Annotated in this window: 13 protein-coding genes; 4 read left to right on the top strand and 9 right to left on the bottom strand. The window is 71.7% G+C overall.

All coding sequences use genetic code 11. The features are described from left to right. Positions 1-16: 16 nt before the first annotated feature. The 4 genes from P0Y31_RS09010 to mraZ all read right to left on the bottom strand — a co-directional run bounded on the left by P0Y31_RS09010 (position 17) and on the right by mraZ (position 4,578). Positions 17-1,801: a penicillin-binding protein 2 gene (locus P0Y31_RS09010; RefSeq protein ID WP_275868456.1), complete on the bottom strand. Its 1,785-nt coding sequence runs from the start codon at positions 1,799-1,801 to the stop codon at positions 17-19. A gap of 447 nt (positions 1,802-2,248) precedes the next feature. Next, a complete protein-coding gene (locus P0Y31_RS09015; RefSeq protein WP_275868457.1) occupies positions 2,249-2,974 on the bottom strand; it encodes a hypothetical protein in 726 nt (241 codons plus the stop codon). Continuing rightward, positions 2,971-3,951, bottom strand: coding sequence for a 16S rRNA (cytosine(1402)-N(4))-methyltransferase RsmH (gene rsmH, locus P0Y31_RS09020; protein ID WP_275868458.1), 981 nt, complete (start codon positions 3,949-3,951; stop codon positions 2,971-2,973). The genes P0Y31_RS09015 and rsmH overlap by 4 nt, the downstream gene beginning before the upstream one ends. A gap of 195 nt (positions 3,952-4,146) precedes the next feature. Continuing rightward, on the bottom strand, positions 4,147-4,578 hold the full coding sequence (gene mraZ, locus P0Y31_RS09025) for a division/cell wall cluster transcriptional repressor MraZ (RefSeq protein ID WP_275803637.1): 432 nt from the start codon (positions 4,576-4,578) through the stop codon (positions 4,147-4,149). A gap of 426 nt (positions 4,579-5,004) precedes the next feature. On the opposite strand from mraZ, the gene P0Y31_RS09030 reads away from it, so the two are divergent. Genes P0Y31_RS09030 through P0Y31_RS09040 form a run of 3 tightly spaced genes read left to right on the top strand, consistent with a single transcriptional unit; the run spans position 5,005 to position 9,649 of the window. Continuing rightward, positions 5,005-6,003 (top strand): MoxR family ATPase, encoded by a 999-nt coding sequence (locus tag P0Y31_RS09030; RefSeq protein WP_275868938.1) that lies wholly within the window; start codon positions 5,005-5,007, stop codon positions 6,001-6,003. 17 nt (positions 6,004-6,020) lie between these two features. Next, positions 6,021-7,277 carry a DUF58 domain-containing protein gene (locus tag P0Y31_RS09035; RefSeq protein WP_275868460.1) on the top strand — a complete coding sequence of 419 codons (1,257 nt, stop codon included), beginning with the start codon at positions 6,021-6,023 and terminating at the stop codon, positions 7,275-7,277. Continuing rightward, complete coding sequence (locus tag P0Y31_RS09040; protein WP_275868462.1) at positions 7,274-9,649, top strand: DUF3488 and transglutaminase-like domain-containing protein; 2,376 nt, start codon at positions 7,274-7,276, stop codon at positions 9,647-9,649. The genes P0Y31_RS09035 and P0Y31_RS09040 overlap by 4 nt, the downstream gene beginning before the upstream one ends. An 88-nt stretch (positions 9,650-9,737) precedes the next feature. On the opposite strand, the gene P0Y31_RS09045 is transcribed toward P0Y31_RS09040, so the two are convergent. Continuing rightward, on the bottom strand, positions 9,738-11,036 hold the full coding sequence (locus P0Y31_RS09045; protein WP_275868464.1) for a hypothetical protein: 1,299 nt from the start codon (positions 11,034-11,036) through the stop codon (positions 9,738-9,740). Positions 11,037-11,052: 16 nt separating this feature from the next. Then, on the bottom strand, positions 11,053-11,712 hold the full coding sequence (locus P0Y31_RS09050) for a class I SAM-dependent methyltransferase (protein ID WP_275868465.1): 660 nt from the start codon (positions 11,710-11,712) through the stop codon (positions 11,053-11,055). Between the two features lie 249 nt (positions 11,713-11,961). On the opposite strand from P0Y31_RS09050, the gene P0Y31_RS09055 reads away from it, so the two are divergent. Then, positions 11,962-12,519 (top strand): flavodoxin domain-containing protein, encoded by a 558-nt coding sequence (locus P0Y31_RS09055; protein ID WP_275868467.1) that lies wholly within the window; start codon positions 11,962-11,964, stop codon positions 12,517-12,519. Between the two features lie 97 nt (positions 12,520-12,616). On the opposite strand, the gene P0Y31_RS09060 is transcribed toward P0Y31_RS09055, so the two are convergent. The 3 genes from P0Y31_RS09060 to P0Y31_RS09070 form a co-directional block, all read right to left on the bottom strand. Then, positions 12,617-14,311 carry an RNA polymerase sigma factor gene (locus tag P0Y31_RS09060; protein ID WP_275868940.1) on the bottom strand — a complete coding sequence of 565 codons (1,695 nt, stop codon included), beginning with the start codon at positions 14,309-14,311 and terminating at the stop codon, positions 12,617-12,619. Between the two features lie 265 nt (positions 14,312-14,576). Further along, positions 14,577-14,978: a universal stress protein gene (locus P0Y31_RS09065; protein ID WP_275868470.1), complete on the bottom strand. Its 402-nt coding sequence runs from the start codon at positions 14,976-14,978 to the stop codon at positions 14,577-14,579. A gap of 55 nt (positions 14,979-15,033) precedes the next feature. Beyond that, positions 15,034-16,188: a homoserine O-acetyltransferase gene (locus tag P0Y31_RS09070; protein ID WP_275868472.1), complete on the bottom strand. Its 1,155-nt coding sequence runs from the start codon at positions 16,186-16,188 to the stop codon at positions 15,034-15,036. Positions 16,189-16,205 lie beyond the last annotated feature (17 nt).

Genomic DNA, 16,205 nt, shown 5'->3' on the forward strand with positions numbered 1-16,205 from the left:
GAGGAGACTACCGGCCTCACCTGCGGCGGACGTCGTCGGACTTGGTGTCGCGGAGCACGGTGGGGTCCCCCTTGGCGGGTGTCTCCTCCGCCTTGACCCGGACCTTGGGCGGCGTCGTGGCGGTCGGCGGGATCTCGAGCTCCTGCAGGGCGTAGGTCATGACGTCACGGAACACCGGCCCGGCGACGACACCGCCGAAGTACCCCTTGATGGGTCGCTGGAGGGTGACCGACACGACCAGCTGGGGGTCGTCGGCGGGGGCGAAGCCGATGAAGCTCGCCGTCTTGCCCGAGTAGCCGCGCGCCTTGGCGTCGTAGCGGTCGGCGGTGCCGGTCTTGCCGGCCACGCGGTAGCCCTCGATCTTCGCCTCGGGAGCGGTGCCCTCCTTGCCGACGACACCCTCCATCATGTCGCGGACCTGCTTGGCGATCTCGGGCGAGACCACCCGCACCGGCTTGGCCGGCGTGGCCGGGGAGAAGCCGCCCCTGCCGTCGCCGACCGAGGCGATGAGGCGCGGCGGGACCCGCACGCCGTCGTTGGCGATGGTCTGGAACACCCCGGTCGCCTGGAGGGCGTTGACCGACAGGCCCTGGCCGTACAGGACCGTGACCTTCTGCGAGCCGTCCCAGTCCTTGGCGGGCTCGAGGATGCCCTTGCCCTCGCCGGGGAAGCCCATCCCCGAGGTCTGGCCCAGGCCGAACCGGTAGAAGTAGTCGTGCATCTTCGAGGACGGGATCTTCTCCCCGGCCAGCACCGTGCCGATGTTGCTGGACTGGGCCAGCACGCCGGCGAAGGTGAGGTACTCGGTGGGGTGGTCGTGGCTGTCCATGAACGCCCGGCCGTCGGCGCGGTAGATCCGGTTGGGCACCTCGACGACCGTGTGGGGCGTGACGACCCCCTCCTCGAGGGCCGCCGCCGACGTGATGACCTTCGCGGTCGAGCCCGGCTCGTAGACCTCGTTGAAGGCCTTGTTGGTCCAGTTGCCCTGGCTCTGCCCCGGGGTGTTGGGGTCGAACGTCGGGTAGGACGCGACGGCCAGGAGCTCACCGGTGCGGGCGTGCTGCACGACGACGGTGCCCGACAGGGCTCTGGTCTCGATCACCTTCTGCGCCAGGGCGTTCTGGGCGAACCACTGGATGTCGGAGTTGATGGTCAGCCGGATGTCGCGGCCGGGGATCGCCGGCGTCGTCTGCTGGTGCCCGGTGGGGATGACCCGGCCGTCCAGCGCCTGCTCGTAGACCGTCTTCCCCGCCTGGCCGGAGAGGGCCTTGTCCATGAGCACCTCGACACCGGCGCCGGCGCTGCCGTCGTCCCGCAGGAACCCGACCAGTGACGCCGCGGCGGTCGAGGTGGGGTAGTTCCGCTCGGACGTGGGCTCGCTGTAGATGCCCGGGATGCCGAGGGCGGCGATCTTGCGCCAGTTCAGCGGCGTGATGTTCTTGGCCACCACGCGGTAGCGGGCCTTGCCGGTGAGCACGGGCTCGAGCTCCTTGGCCGGCACGCCGAGCAGCGTCGAGAGGTCGGCAGCCGCGCCGGCGACGCCGACCTCGGTGTAGACGCCGTCGACGGTCTTCTTGTACTCGACCACCGCCGTCTGGTCGACGGTCACGGTGCGGCGCTCGATGCTCGACGCCAGGACGGTGCCCTGGGAGTCCAGGATGCGTCCCCTCATGGCCGGGATGGGCACCGTGGCCATGCGGGAGTCGAGCGCGTCCTGCGAGGTGGCCGAGGCGTCGAACCCCTGCAGGCGCAGCAGCTGGGCGGCGAAGATGCTGAACACGAACAGCACCGCCACGGTCATCACCCGCATCCTGCGCCGCGGGCTGGCGGTGCCGACGCGAACGCCCTTCGGCGGGCGCCCGGCCGGACGTCGCGGCGGCGTGGCTCGCTGCGGGGGCCGCGGTGCCCGCGGCACCCCGGCTGCGCCCGTGGCCGTGCCGCGCGGGGAACGGGCCGGCGCCCCCGGGGCCCGTCGCTGGCCCGGACCACCCGTGGAACGGGGCTGCCCCGCCTTCGAGGATGCCTTCGGGTGCAAGGTGCCGTCACCGCGCGGCGCGCCGCGGCGCGCCGCGCTCGACGTCGGCGCAGCGGGCCGTGGCGCGCGCGTCCGGGAGCCGCCGGCCGAGCCGGCCTTCCCCGCCGAGCCGGGCTGGCCCGGGCGAGTGCCTCGGGGCTGCGTCACGTCGATACCTCTGGTCGCTGCTGTCGGGTGGTGTCGGGACCGGCTGGTCCGGGGCGGAAGGGCGTCCTACCGGGAGGGGGTCGGCGCCTGGGCCGGGGCGGCCCCGCGGTTCTGCTGGCCGGTCGCGGCGGCCCCCTGGCCCCGCTCGGCGGCCTGTGCCTGGCTGGGGCGGGCCGTGGCCGTGGTGCTCGTCGTCGACTTCGTGCGGGCGTTGACGCTCGTGGTGGTGGTCACGACGGATCCGTCGGGCTTGGTCACCACCACGGTCGTCGTCGTCACGTCCCCCTTGCGTGTCATCGTGGTCCTCGGCTCGGCCGGCAGACCCTGGGACCCCCCGGCCTGCGCCCGCGTCGGCTTGGCCTGCGGGGCCGTCACCACGGTAAAGCCGGGGCGCTTCTTGGCCGGCGTCGCCACGCCGAGCACCGCGCCGTCGCTGAGGCGGAGGAACGCCGCGGAGTCCGCCGGGACCATGCCGAGCTCCGCCGCGCGCGCTGCGAGGTTGGCCGGTGCCTTCTGGGCGTCGATGGCGGCCGTCAGCGCCTGCTCGGTGTCGGTGAGCTCCCCGGAGGTCGCCTGGAGCCGGTGCAGGGTGAAGGAGCCCTCGGCCATCGAGGTGTTGAGCATGAGCAGGCCCATGAGGCCGCCGATGAGCAGGAGCATGCAGAGCGCGGCGAACATCGCGCTGCCGGGGTGGCCGGCCCTGCCCGGGACCACCCGGAGCGGCTGGGGTGCCGCGGCGCGGCGCTGGGGTGCCCGTGATGCGACCCTCGCCGTCGCAGTCATCTGGCTCATCGGTGCTGTCCCTTCGTGGTGCGGGTCTTCTCGGCGACCCGGAGCCGGGCCGACGCAGATCTGGGGTTGGCGGCCTTCTCGGCAGCGCTGGGCTCCTCGGCCCCGCGCGTCAGCAGGCGCAGGTAGGGGCGGTGCTCCGGCAGCTCGACCGGCAGGCCCTCCGGGGCGCTGCTGCGCGCGCCGGCGGCGAAGACCCGCTTGGTGATGCGGTCCTCGAGCGAGTGGTAGCTGAGCACCGCCACCCGGCCTCCGACGGCCAGGGTGTCGATGACGGCGGGCAGCGCGGCCGCCCAGGCCGAGAGCTCGGCGTTGACCTCGATGCGCAACGCCTGGAAGGTGCGCTTGCCCGGGTGGCCGCCGCTCTTCTGGGATGCCGCGGGCACCACCTTCTTGAGCAGTTCCACGAGGCGGCCCGAGGTGACGAACGGCTCGGACCGACGTTCGCGGACGATGGCGGCGGCGATCTTGCGGGCGAACCGCTCCTCGCCGTACTCGCGCAGGATCCGCTCGAGCTCGGCGGCCTCGTAGGTGTTCAGGACGTCCGCCGCGGTGAGCCCGCGGCTCTGGTCCATGCGCATGTCCAGCGGCGCGTCCTGGCTGTAGGCGAACCCGCGGTCGGCCTCGTCGAGTTGGAGGGAGGAGACGCCGAGGTCGAAGAGCGCTGCCTGCACCGCGTCGACGCCGAGGTCGGCCACGACCGCGGCGACCTCGTCGTAGACGGCGTGCACCAGCGTCACGCGATCGCCCCAGGGAGCGAGCCGCTCCCCCGCCAGCGCCAGCGCCTCCGGGTCGCGGTCGATGCCCACGAGCCGGGCGTTCGGGCAGCGCTCGAGCACCGCCTGCGCGTGCCCGCCCATGCCGAGCGTGCCGTCGACGTAGACCGAACCGGGCTCGGTGAGGGCAGGGGCGAGCAGGTCGAGGATGCGGTCGCGCAGCACAGGGATGTGCCGGTCCTCGGCTCGTCCTCTGGTGCTCATGCGCGTCTCTTCCTGGTGTGGTGCGTGGTTGTCGCGTGGTGCGGGGCGGTGCGGGGGTGGTGCGTCTGCAGGCTGGCTGGGTGCGGCGGGTGGTGGGCCCTGCGGTCAGGTCTCCATCCGCTTTGTCGCCCGAGACGGGGGAAGTCGCCTCGGGTGGCGAAGCGGCTGGAGACCTGGCTCCAGGGACCGCGCCGGCTAGAGGAGTCCGGGGATCACCTCCTCGCTCTGGTCGGCGAAGGCCTGCTCGGTGCTCTCGAGGTAGGAGTTCCACGCGGCGGTGTCCCAGACCTCGACGCGGGCGCCGGTGCCGATGACCGTGCAGTCCTTGGCCAGGCCGGCGTACTCGCGCAGTGCGGCGGGGATGGTGACGCGGCCCTGCTTGTCGGGGACCTCGTCGGAGGCACCCGAGAGGAAGACGCGCATGTAGTCGCGGGCCGCCTTGCTGGTCGTGGGGGCCTGCTGCATCTGGTTGGCGAGGCGCACGAACTCGTCCATGGGGAAGACGTAGAGGCAGCGCTCCTGCCCCCGCGTGACGACCAGGCCCTCGGCGAGGCGGTCGCGGAACTTGGCCGGGAGGAACAGGCGGCCCTTCTCGTCGAGCTTGGGGTTGTGGGTCCCGAGAAACACGCCGCGCACCTCCCCTCTTGGCGTCTGTGCCGCACCACCGACCTCTTGTGCACCCCACTTTACTCCACCGTTATCCACTTTGCTGCCCAAACTGGCAGATTCTTCGATATGAGTCTCACGTTTTCGCAGGTCAGCAGCGGTGGTGCAAAGTGGAGGGACTGATCGACAAACAGGGCCCGACGGGGGCCCACGACGCCGTTCCGGTAACCGACCGGTGACGATCTGGAGCGGATCGGCGCGAACCCGACCCGCAAACCCGCCGAAACGGGCACGATGACGCCCCGCAGCGCGTTCCCCGGACGTCACTTCCGCGGCATACCTCTGTCGCGGTGGAGCGTTGTGGGGGAAGATCGATCGACATCGAACGAAGGGACGGCGGACGTGGCGATCACGGAGCCGACGGAGGGACGACTCGTGCACGACCAGATGGCCGCAGCCGACGACGGGCACCCCCACGGCCACGGGCACGAGGTGGCCTCGCTCGACCTGGTGACCAAGGTGGCCGGACAGCTCGCGCAGGCCATGAACTCCGTGATCGAGGGCAAGCCCGACGTGGTGCGCACCGCCATCACCGTGCTGCTGGCGGAGGGTCACCTGCTGCTCGAGGACGTGCCCGGCGTCGGGAAGACGATGCTCGCCAAGACCCTCGCACGGTCCATCGACTGCTCGGTGCGCCGGGTGCAGTTCACCCCGGACCTGCTGCCCAGCGACATCACCGGTGTCAGCGTGTTCAACCAGGACGTCCGCGACTTCGAGTTCCGGCCGGGCGCGATCTTCGCCAACGTGGTCGTCGGCGACGAGATCAACCGCGCCTCGCCCAAGACGCAGTCGGCGCTGCTGGAGTGCATGGAGGAGGGCCAGGTGACGGTCGACGGCCAGACCTACGGCCTCCCCCGCCCGTTCATCGTCATGGCCACGCAGAACCCCATCGAGATGGAGGGCACCTACCCGCTGCCCGAGGCGCAGCGCGACCGCTTCATGGCCCGGATCTCCCTCGGGTACCCCTCGACCCGGGCCGAGCTCGCCATGCTCGACACCCACGGCCAGTCCAGCCCGCTCGAGGACCTGACCCCGGTGACCGACGCGGAGACGGTGTCGTCGATGGTCAGGGCGGTGCGCGAGGTCTACACCAGCCCGTCGATCAAGCAGTACGTCGTCGACCTCACCGCCTCCACCCGCTCGAGCAGCGCCCTGCGGCTCGGCGCCTCCCCGCGGGCCACCCTCCAGCTGCTGCGGGCCTCTCGCGCCCACGCGGCTCTCGAGGGTCGCGACCACGTGCTGCCCGACGACGTTCAGTCGATCGCGGTGCCCGTCCTCGCGCACCGGATCATCCCCACCGGCGAGACGCAGCTCGCGCGCAAGACCACGGCCGACGTCCTGCACGACCTGATGCGCAGGGTGCCGGTCCCCTCGGCCAACCGCTGAGAGGCGGGTGGGACGTCGTGCGCCGGCTCCGTGACCTGCTGACCACACGCGGTCGCGCCTTCGTCTCGGCGGGCATCACCCTGGGCCTGTGCGGGGTCGGCCTCGGGTTCTCCGACCTGACCCGGATCGGGGTGCTGCTCATCGCGCTGCCCCTTCTCAGCGCCCTGCTCATGCGGCGGCACGACCTGCGCTTCGCCCTCGACCGCACGGCTCGTCCCGGGCGGGTCCAGGTCGACGAGCCGTCGACGGTCACCCTCACGATCGAGAACGCCGGGCCCAGCACCAGCCCCCTGATCATGGCCGAGGAGCAGCTCGACTACGCGCTCGGCGACCGCCCCCGCTTCGTGATCTCCCGGCTGCGCCGCGGCGACCGGCAGGACGTGCACTACACAGTGCGCTCGCACGTGCGCGGCCGTCACCGGCTCGGTCCGCTCGGGGTGCGGCTGCGCGACCCGTTCGGCCTCAGCACCCGGGTCGCCGCCATCAGCGGCGCGGGCGACATTCTCGTGCTGCCCCGCGTCCTCGAGCTGGGATCCAGCCGCCCGCCCGGCAGCGGCATCGGCGCCGAGGGGGCCATCCCGCACATGGTGGCGCTGCACGGCGAGGACGACGTCTCGATCCGCGCCTACCGGGACGGTGACGACCTGCGTCGCATCCACTGGCCGGCGACCGCGAAGACCGGCGACCTCATGGTGCGCCAGGAGGACCGCCCCGCCCGGCGTCGCGCGGTGGTCGTGCTCGACTCGCGCGCCTCGGGTCACCGCGGCAGCGGGAGCTCGAGCTCGCTGGAGTGGGCGGTCACCGCCGCTGCCTCGATCACGGCCCACCTGTGCGAGCAGACGTATGCCGTCCACCTGGTCACCGACGAGACCGCCGACAGCGGCCGAGCCGGGGCGGCGATCGACCTCGACCACGCGCTGGAGGTCCTGGCCGAGGCGCACGCCGGACAGCTCGAGCAGTTCGCCGAGGTGATCCACAGCGCGCACCCCCTCACCTCGTCCGGGGGCCTGGTCATCGCGATCGTCACCGAGCTCGACGAGGACCTGGCCCGACAGGTCGCCGCGCTTCGTCAGCCCGGAGGCACCGGGCTCGCCATGGTCCTGGACGCGCCGAGCTTTGCCGCGCAGCGTCGCCCGGAGGCAGCGTCCCCCGCGCCGCCGTGCGTGTCGGTGCTGCGCACCGCCGGCTGGACCGTGGCGGTCGTGCGCGCCGACGACGCGCTCGCCACCGTGTGGACGGCTCTGGCTGGGGCCTCGAGCCCGGTGCCGGCATGAACCGGACGCGCCTTCCCGAGACGGCCCTGGCGGCCCTGGCCACGATCGTGGTCAGCTGGCCGCTGACCACCCTGTTCACGCCCAGCACGTGGGTCCGCCCGACCATCCTCATGGTCGCCTTCGTCGCCGGCGCCGGACTGCTCGGCCGTCGGCTCACGACCTCGAAGACGGGTGTCGTGCTGCTGCAGCTGGCTGCCGTCGTGGTCGGGTCCGGCTGGATCTACGGGCGTGGCCACCTGTGGCACGGCCTGCCCACCGTGGACATGGTGCTGGCGTTCAACAACCTGCTGGTCCTGGCCCGCGAGACCATCCAGAACCACGCCGCCCCGGCCCCCACCAACCGCGGCATCATTCTGGGCATCGGGCTGGCCATGGCCCTGGTGGCGATCCTCGTCGACCACCTCGCCGTCATGCGCCGCTCCCCGGCACTGGCCGGCCTGCCCCTGCTGACCGCGTTCCTCATCTCCGCCTCCAACTCCGGCAGCTCGCTCCACCCGGTGTACTTCCTCATCGCCGCCACCGTGTGGCTGGTGATGGTCGGCCGACAGGGCGTCGCGTCCTTGCGGCGGTGGGGCACGACGGCCCCGCTGCAGAGCCGGGGACGCGGTTCCCTCGACCGGGACGGGTCCATGAGCTTCGCGGCGCTGGGCCGCACCCTCGGCGTGGCCGCGCTGGCGGCGGCCGTCGTCCTGCCCGTCGTCACGCCCCACCTGCCCACGCGCTACCTCGTCGACGGCCTCGGGCGCGCCACGGACGCCACCGGCTTCAGCGACGGTCAGATCGGCATCACCAGCACCCTCGACCTCACCCGCAGCCTCGAGGACCGGTCAATGTCGCCGGTCCTGTCCTACACGACCACGGCCCCGAGCCCGACCCCCCTGCGCGTCGGCGTGCTGACCAGCTACCGCGACGGCGAGTGGCGGCCCGAACGGCCCGAGGCCGAGCTCAGCCGGCGGCCCGAGGTCACCCTCCCCCCGGAGATCGGCGACGACGTGCCCCGCAAGCGGTTCCGGCTCAATGTCGACGGCTCGCGGCTGCAGGCCCCGCAGGTCGCCACGCCCTACCCGCTGGTGGCCGGCGACCTCGACGGTGTCGCCTGGGGCCTGGACCGGCGGACCCAGGTGGCGACGACCAACCGGTCTGCCGAGTCCTACACGATGGAGTACGTCGAGCTCGAGCCCCCGCGCTCGCTGCTCGAGCAGCCGCCCACCGACCGGCTCACCGACCTGTCCCACTCGGAGGAGCTGCGGCTGGACCGCGAGTCCGCGCCCGCCGTGCAAGCCCTCGCCCAGCAGGTCGTGCCGGGGGGCGCCAGCCGCATCGAGGCCGCCATGGCCATCCAGGAGCACCTGCGCAGCAGCGCCTACACCTACTCGCTCAAGCTCGCGGGCCCGGTGCGCGACGACGCGGGCCGGGAGGTGGCACTGGACCCGGTCACCCACTTCCTCACGACCCGCACCGGCTACTGCGTGCAGTTCGCCACCGGCATGGTGATGCTCGCCAGGGCCAGCGGCATCCCTGCGCGGATGGCGATCGGGTTCCTCCCCGGCACGCTGGACAAGGGCGTCTTCACGGTGCGGGCTGCCGACGCCCACGCGTGGCCGGAGCTGTACTTCGAGGGCGCGGGGTGGCTGCGCTTCGAGCCCACTCCCCCTGCGCGCAGCGGCTTGGCGCCGGGGTACTCGCTGGAGCAGGCGACCACCGAGGATCCCGAGGCGAACCCGACCGACACGCCCACGACCTCGGCCACCTCCGCGCCCCGGCGCGACAGCGGCGCCAACGACCCCGGCGCCCAGGACCCGCTCGACCCCGCGAACGCCTCCGACACCGGCGTGCTCTCGATCTGGTGGTCCTCCGGCCGCCTGACCCTCCTGGGCTGGCTGCTGCTGGGGCTCGTCGTCGGGGTCGCCGGGACGCTGGCCGTCCCGGTGGCCGCCCGCCTCCGCCACCGGCGCAGGCTGCGGGAGGCGGACGACGACGCCCACCGGGTGGAGGTCGAGTGGCAGAGCATGGTCGAGCGGATCGGCGACCTAGGAGTGGTGGCTCCACGGGGCAGCACCCCACGGCAGGCAGGCCGCTTCTACCAGCGCGAGGCCTATCTCGAAGGACCCGAGGTCGAGTCCCTGAGACGGGTGGTCGACACGGTGGAGCGCTCGCGCTACGCCCGCCCCGGCGCAACCCTGACCGACATCCGCGCTGACACCGACCGCGTCGTCCACGCGGTCTCGGGTGTCCGCCGGCGACGCGACCGGGTGCGGGCCCTCCTCTGGCCCCAGGACGGTCTCGTCGAGTGGCGGGAGCGCCGCGTCGCTGCCGCCCGCCCGGTGCAGCGCGCATGGGACACCGCCAAGGCCCGGGTCGGCAGGGACTGACCGCCCGCTCCGACATGGGGCCGGTCCCGGGTTCTCAGGGATGCCGGGTGGTGCCGGGCGGTTCCGGGCGGTTCCGGGCGGGGCACGCCTAGGTGCTGCTGACCGCCTTCGGGACGGTGCCCCGGCTCACCAGGTCGGCGTAGGCGGAGCGGTCCCAGGTGTGCTGGAAGCCCGGGTCCGGCATGCGCCAACCCGGGCCGTAGAGGACCTCGAGGTAGCGCAGCGGGCTCCGGGGCAGGCGACAGGGCACGCCGAGCAGCGAGCCCTCCGACACGGGGAACATGGTCTGCCGGTCCAGCGCGCCCCGCGTCCCGGGGTACCACGAGATCGTGTCGCCCTCGAACAGCCCCACGAAGACGTCGACGTGCTTGCCGGAGCCGAGCCGCACGTGGCGGTGCGCCGAGAAGTTCCCGGAGACCGTGTAGCCGAGCGGCCTCAGGTGGTCCTCCACCCGCTTGAGGCCGGCCGGGAGGTTGGCGGCCTCGTCGGGGTCGAAGCCGATGATGATGTCGAGGTCGTCGTCGTGCGGGATGAGGTCCCCGTCACGGACCACGCACAGTGCGGCGCCGAAGCCGAAGCACACGTGGGGCGTCAGGCCCGAGAGCGCCTGCGCGACGTCGGCGGCGAACCGGACGTAGTCACGCTTCTCCTGCTCGGCCCAGAAGCGGAAACAGCGTTGGGGCCCGTGCACGGTCCACTCCAGGCTCCGTGACGCCAGGAGGTCCTCCGTCACGACGGACCGGAAGATCCTGCGGCTCTCCGGCGAGAGCGCGGCGGCATCGAAGGCCTGACGGGCCGGTGCGTAGGAGCCGGCGACGACCAGCGGCAGGACCGGGAGGACGGCCGTGGTCTCGGGGTCGAGGTCCCGGTGCCGTGGCAGCTGCCGCACGAAGCGGTCCAGCTCCGCCGTCCTCGCGGCGTGGTCGTAGACCACGGTCCACTCCCCACCCGAGCGGGCGAGGACGCGCAGACCCCAGTTCTGGGCTGCGGTCCTCGCAGCGACGTTTCGCACGAGGATCCGGGTCAGCTCCGCCGGTCGTCGCAGCGTGACCTGGCACCAGCCCTGTTCGTCCGGCGGGGTCTGCACGCCCGGACCCGTCGGGTCGTCGAAGTCCAGCAGCTGACGAGCATCGCCGCGGCGTCCCCCGGCGACCTCGGCACCGCTGACCTCGACCGACGCCCGTCGGGACACGTCCGAGCGATCCGCGGCCACCAGTCCGACGGACTGCAGCCGCAGCACCCCGGCCGGGCCAGCCTCGATGCGGATCTGGTCGATCGGCCCAGGTGGTGCTGCGACGCTGAGAACGCCCGACGGCGCCGTCAGCTCGAGGTCGGGAAAGTGCAGACGAGCCGCGGCGAGGAGGCCGCGCAACACCTCCGGCTGCACAGCGGGCCGCGTCCCCTCAGCGTCGCGTGAAGATCTCGCGGGCAACATACGCGTCGTCCTGGCGGTACTTGGCGAACCCGAAGCCCTCGACCGCGTAGGCCACCTCGAAGCCACGGCCCAGGGCCCGAGCCTGGAAGGTCGCCGGTGTGACGAAGCGGCGGAAGTGGGCACCCGTCACCTTCACACCGCTCTGGTCGCGGACGGTGCGGTACTCGACCGCCAGCATGTCGCCCGGTGACGTCACCTCGGCGGCGAGGTCGAGGAAGGTCTCCTCCTCGTCGTCGGTGATCGCGTGCACGAAGAACCGGGCGTAGATCGCGAGCGGTCCGCTGCCGGAGCCCAGCCGACTGGCGAGGGACTCGTCGTCGACCATCGCGTTGACGAAGGTGGCCGGAACCCCCAGTGCCTCGCTCAGCGCGCGGCAGTTCTCGACCGCGGCGGCGGACCCGTCGACACCGGTCACGTCGTGGCCGTAGGAGGCGAAGAAGATGGAGTCCCTCCCGCTGCCACACCCGAACTCGACCACCCGCTGACGGCCCTCGAGCTCGCCCGCCACGAACGTGGCGAACTGCGAGGGAAGCGGGCGCGCGTGGCTGTGCTGCTGCCCGTAGTAGGCATCCCAGTAGCCGGTGCGCTCCTTGGTGGAGCTGCTCTGCGACGTCGGCGTCAGCGTCACGATCTTGACCCTCCGTGTGGGACGAGGAGTTCACGCTCAGTTCATCTCCCGGCCACCATAGAGCCCACGACGTCCGAATTGGCGTCAGATGCAGGACGGCACGCAGGGAGCCGCCCCCGGCAGAGCCGCACCTGCTCTGGGTGACCTTCGCCCCTTCGCCGCCCCTTCGCGCCACTGCACAGTGCCCGTGGGGGCCTGCGTGCCGATCCGCGCAGCCCTGTCGACCACACCCAGGGAAGGGCCACGACCATGACCAGGATCTTCATCCCCTACGGGACCACCGAAGGGCAGACCGCCACGATCGCCGAGGTCGTGGCCGACGTGATCCGCGCGCACGGCATCGAGGTGGACGCGGTGGACGTCAAGGCGTCACGAGGCGTGATCCCCGACGGCTGCGACGGCGTGGTCATCGGCGCCTCCATCCACATGGGCAAGCACGACAAGCACGTCGTGGAGTTCGTGCAGAGGAACCGCGACGACCTCGACAGGCTGCCGTCTGCGTTCTTCTCGGTGAGCCTGGCGGCCCACGGGGACACCGCGGAGGCCGAGGGGTACGTCGAGCAGTTCGAGCAGGAGACGGGCTGGCGCCCCGACAGGGTGGCTCTCTTCGGTGGCGCGCTCCTCTACACCCACTACGGGTTCGTCAAGCGCCACCTCATGAAGAAGATCGCCCAGGACAAGCCCGGCCAGCTGGGGACGGACACCTCGCGCGACTACGTCTACACCGAGTGGGACGGCGTCAGGCGGTTCGCAGAGGACTTCGTGACCGACCTCGCCACCGCGGCGGACCGGCCACAGCCGGAGTAATCACGCGCCGGCTTGTCGCGCTTCGCAGGCCACACACAGGTCAGGTGCCCGCTGGGGCACCTGACCTGTGTGTGAGGACCGGACTCCGGTGGACTTCTCAGTCCAGGTAGTCGCGCAGCACCTGTGAACGGCTGGGGTGGCGCAGCTTGCTCATGGTCTTGGACTCGATCTGGCGGATCCGCTCACGCGTGACGCCGTAGACCTTGCCGATCTCGTCGAGCGTCTTGGGCTGGCCGTCGGTGAGGCCGAAGCGCATGGAGACGACACCCGCCTCGCGCTCGGACAGGGTGTCGAGCACCGAGTGCAGCTGCTCCTGCAGGAGCGTGAAGCTCACGGCGTCGGCCGGCACGACCGCCTCGGAGTCCTCGATGAGGTCACCGAACTCGGAGTCGCCGTCCTCACCGAGCGGCGTGTGCAGCGAGATCGGCTCGCGGCCGTACTTCTGGACCTCGACGACCTTCTCGGGAGTCATGTCGAGCTCTTTGGCGAGCTCCTCCGGGGTGGGCTCGCGACCGAGGTCCTGCAGCATCTGGCGCTGCACGCGGGCGAGCTTGTTGATGACCTCGACCATGTGCACCGGGATGCGGATGGTGCGCGCCTGGTCGGCCATCGCGCGGGTGATGGCCTGGCGGATCCACCACGTCGCGTAGGTCGAGAACTTGTAGCCCTTGGTGTAGTCGAACTTCTCGACCGCGCGGATCAGGCCGAGGTTGCCCTCCTGGATCAGGTCGAGGAAGAGCATGCCGCGACCGGTGTAGCGCTTGGCGAGGGAGACCACGAGGCGCAGGTTGGCCTCGAGCAGGTGGTTCTTGGCCTTCTTGCCGTCCTGGGCGATCCACCAGAGCTCACGCTTGAGCTTCATGTCGATCTTCTCGCCCGAGTTCAGCTTCTCCTCGGCGAACAGGCCGGCCTCGATGCGCTTGGCGAGCTCGACCTCCTGCTCGGCGTTGAGGAGCGCGACCTTGCCGATCTGCTTGAGGTAGTCCTTGACCGGGTCTGCGGTGGCACCGGCGGTGACGACCTGCTGGACCGGGGCGTCGTCCTCGTCGTCGTCGCGCAGGACGAAGCCGCCCTCCTCCTCGGCCTCCGCGGTCTTGGCGGTGGCGGCGCCACCCTCCGCGTCCTCGGTGTCGTCCTCGATGACGACCTCCTCGAGCTCGGACTCGACGACGTCCGTGGGCTCGGCCTCGAGGTCCTCCTCGACGTCGCCGGGCTCGGCGGCCTCGGCGCTCTCGGTGCCGGGCGCGGCCTTCGAGGCTGCGGCCTTCTTGCTGGCCGCCTTCTTCGTCGCGGCCTTCTTGGCCGGAGCCGCCGCGGCGGCGGAGGCCTCGGCGGTGGTGCTGGCCTTCTTGGCCGCGGCCTTCTTGGCGGCAGGCGCCTCGGCGGTGGCGCTGGCCGTCTTGGCCGTCGCGGTCTTGGAGACCGTCTTGGCTGCGGCCTTCTTCGTGGCGGTCTTCGCCTCGTCAGCGGAGGCGGTCTTCTTGGCGGCCGTCTTCTTCACGGCGGCCTTCTTCGTCGAGGCGGAGGCGGTGCGCCGTGCGGACGAGGTCGCCGCGACGGCGCGCGTCGCGGTGGCGGTGTCCAGGGTGATCGAGATCCCCTGCTCCTCGAGGGAGCGCAGAACAGCCTTCATCCGCTTGGGCTCGACCTCGGCGTCGACCAGGGCGGTGCGCAGCTGCTCGCTGTCCACCGACCCGTTCGTGCTGCCCAGGAGGACGAGGTTCTGCAGCGCGGGGTGCGCGAACTCCTTGGGGAGCGGACGGGCCGGGCTCTCGGAGGCGTTCTTGGACACAGGCGACACGGACTACCTTTCGTCGCGGACAGAGCAGCGCACGCCATCAGGGCCGAAGCGCACGACCTTGACAACAACAGTGGGGGCGGAAGTATTCACGACAACCGGCTCGTGGTGCCCTGCGGTGACCTGTTCGCCGGTATGCGTAGGTGACATTGTAAAACCATCGGAGGCCCTGCTCTGGCACCGGAGCCCGAAAAGGCCCCTGGGATCAGCCCCTCGCGGGGCCCCGGGGGCCTTTCACAGGCGGCGTTGAGCGTGCGGCTCAGGCCTCGGCCTTGACGGCCAGGACAGGGCACGACGCGTCGAGCAGGATGCGCTGGGCGTTCGAGCCGAGGATGAGCTTGCCGACGGGGGTGCGGCGACGCAGGCCGATCACGATGAAGTCGGCCGAGACCTCGTCCGCGACGGCGATGAGGTCCTCCGCGGGCTCGTTTCCGCGGACCAGCTGGCGCACCTCGTGCTCGATACTGACCTCGTCGAGCTCCCGCTGGACGTTCTGGAGCTCCTTCTCGAAGCGCTCTGCCTCCTTGCCGTCGTAGTCCTTGCCTCCGCGGTTGGAGTTGATGACGATCAGCTTCGTCTTGCGGAGCAGGGACTCGTCGGCAGCGCGACGAAGAGCTGCGCGACCTTCCTTCGTAGGCACATAACCCACAACGATGGCCACTGAAACCTCCTTGGTCGACGTCCGGCGCGCTTGGGGAACGCCCGGTGCGCAGACGCTACCGGATTTCCCCGGTCCCGGCCGGTCGCCCGACGGCCTTGCGCAGGATGGCGCCCACCTGCTCGGTCTCGATGAGGAAGCCGTCGTGGCCGTGGGGGGAGGCGATGGTGAAGTGCTCCGCGTCGGGCACAGCGGCGGCGAGCTCATCGGACAGCCGTGGCGGGTAGAGCCGGTCCGAGTCGACGCTGGCCACGACGAGCCGGCCGGTGATGCGTCTCAGGGCGGCGACGACACCGCCTCGGTCGCGGCCGACGTCGTGGGAGTTCATCGCCTCGGTCAGCACCAGGTAGGAGTTGGCGTCGAAGCGCCCCACGATCTTGCCCGCGTGGTGGTCGAGGTAGCTCTCCACGGCATACCGACCGCCGCCGCCGAGCGGCTGCTCGCCACCTTGGGGAAGCCTGCCGAACCGCTCGTGCAGCTCGAGCTCGCTGCGGTACGTCACGTGCGCGATCCGGCGGGCGATGCCCAGGCCGTGCTCGGGGCCCTTCGCCTGTCCGTAGTAGTCGCCACCGTGGAAGTCCGGGTCGCTGCGGATGGCGAGCAGCTGCGGCTGGCACCAGGCGATCTGCTCGGCGGTGGCGTAGGCCGTGGAGGCCAGCACGATGGCGGTGGCGACCCGGTCGGGGTGGGTGACCGCCCACTCCAGGGCCCGCATCCCGCCCATCGACCCGCCGAGGACGGCGCTCCAGCGCTCCACGCCGAGGTGGTCGGAGAGCCGCGCCTCCACCGCCACCTGGTCGCGGATCGTCACGAAGGGGAACCTGCTGCCCCACGCCAGCCCGTCGGGAGCCGTCGACGACGGGCCGGTGGTGCCCTGGCAGCCCCCGAGGACGTTGGCGGCGACGATGAAGTGGGTGTCGGTGTCGAACGGGCACCCCGGTCCGATGAGCCCGTCCCACCAGCCGGGCGTGGCGTGCCCGGGCCCGGGCCGACCCGACACGTGGCTGTCGCCGGTGAGGGCGTGCTCGACGAGGATCGCGTTGTCGCGGGACTCGTTGAGGGTGCCCCACGTCTCGTAGGCGACGGTGACCTCGGGGAGCCACCCGCCCGCCTCGAGCTCGACGGCACCGACCGAGACGAAGGACCGGTCCCCCACCGGGTCGCCCTCACGCCAGGCGCCCATCGAGAGCCGGGGGCTGGACGTCGTGGTCATCTGCGAAGAACTCCTGT

Source organism: Knoellia sp. 3-2P3 (assembly GCF_029223115.1).
Lineage (GTDB): Bacteria > Actinomycetota > Actinomycetes > Actinomycetales > Dermatophilaceae > Pedococcus_A.

Excerpts from the sequence above, each read along its gene's own strand:
- P0Y31_RS09010 (WP_275868456.1), bottom strand. The coding sequence starts at position 1,801 with ATGACCGTGGCGGTGCTGTTCGTGTTCAGCATCTTCGCCGCCCAGCTG.
- P0Y31_RS09015 (WP_275868457.1), bottom strand. The coding sequence starts at position 2,974 with ATGAGCCAGATGACTGCGACGGCGAGGGTCGCATCACGGGCACCCCAG.
- rsmH (WP_275868458.1), bottom strand. The coding sequence starts at position 3,951 with ATGAGCACCAGAGGACGAGCCGAGGACCGGCACATCCCTGTGCTGCGC.
- P0Y31_RS09030 (WP_275868938.1), top strand. The coding sequence starts at position 5,005 with ATGGCCGCAGCCGACGACGGGCACCCCCACGGCCACGGGCACGAGGTG.
- P0Y31_RS09040 (WP_275868462.1), top strand. The coding sequence starts at position 7,274 with ATGAACCGGACGCGCCTTCCCGAGACGGCCCTGGCGGCCCTGGCCACG.
- P0Y31_RS09055 (WP_275868467.1), top strand. The coding sequence starts at position 11,962 with ATGACCAGGATCTTCATCCCCTACGGGACCACCGAAGGGCAGACCGCC.
- P0Y31_RS09070 (WP_275868472.1), bottom strand. The coding sequence starts at position 16,188 with ATGACCACGACGTCCAGCCCCCGGCTCTCGATGGGCGCCTGGCGTGAG.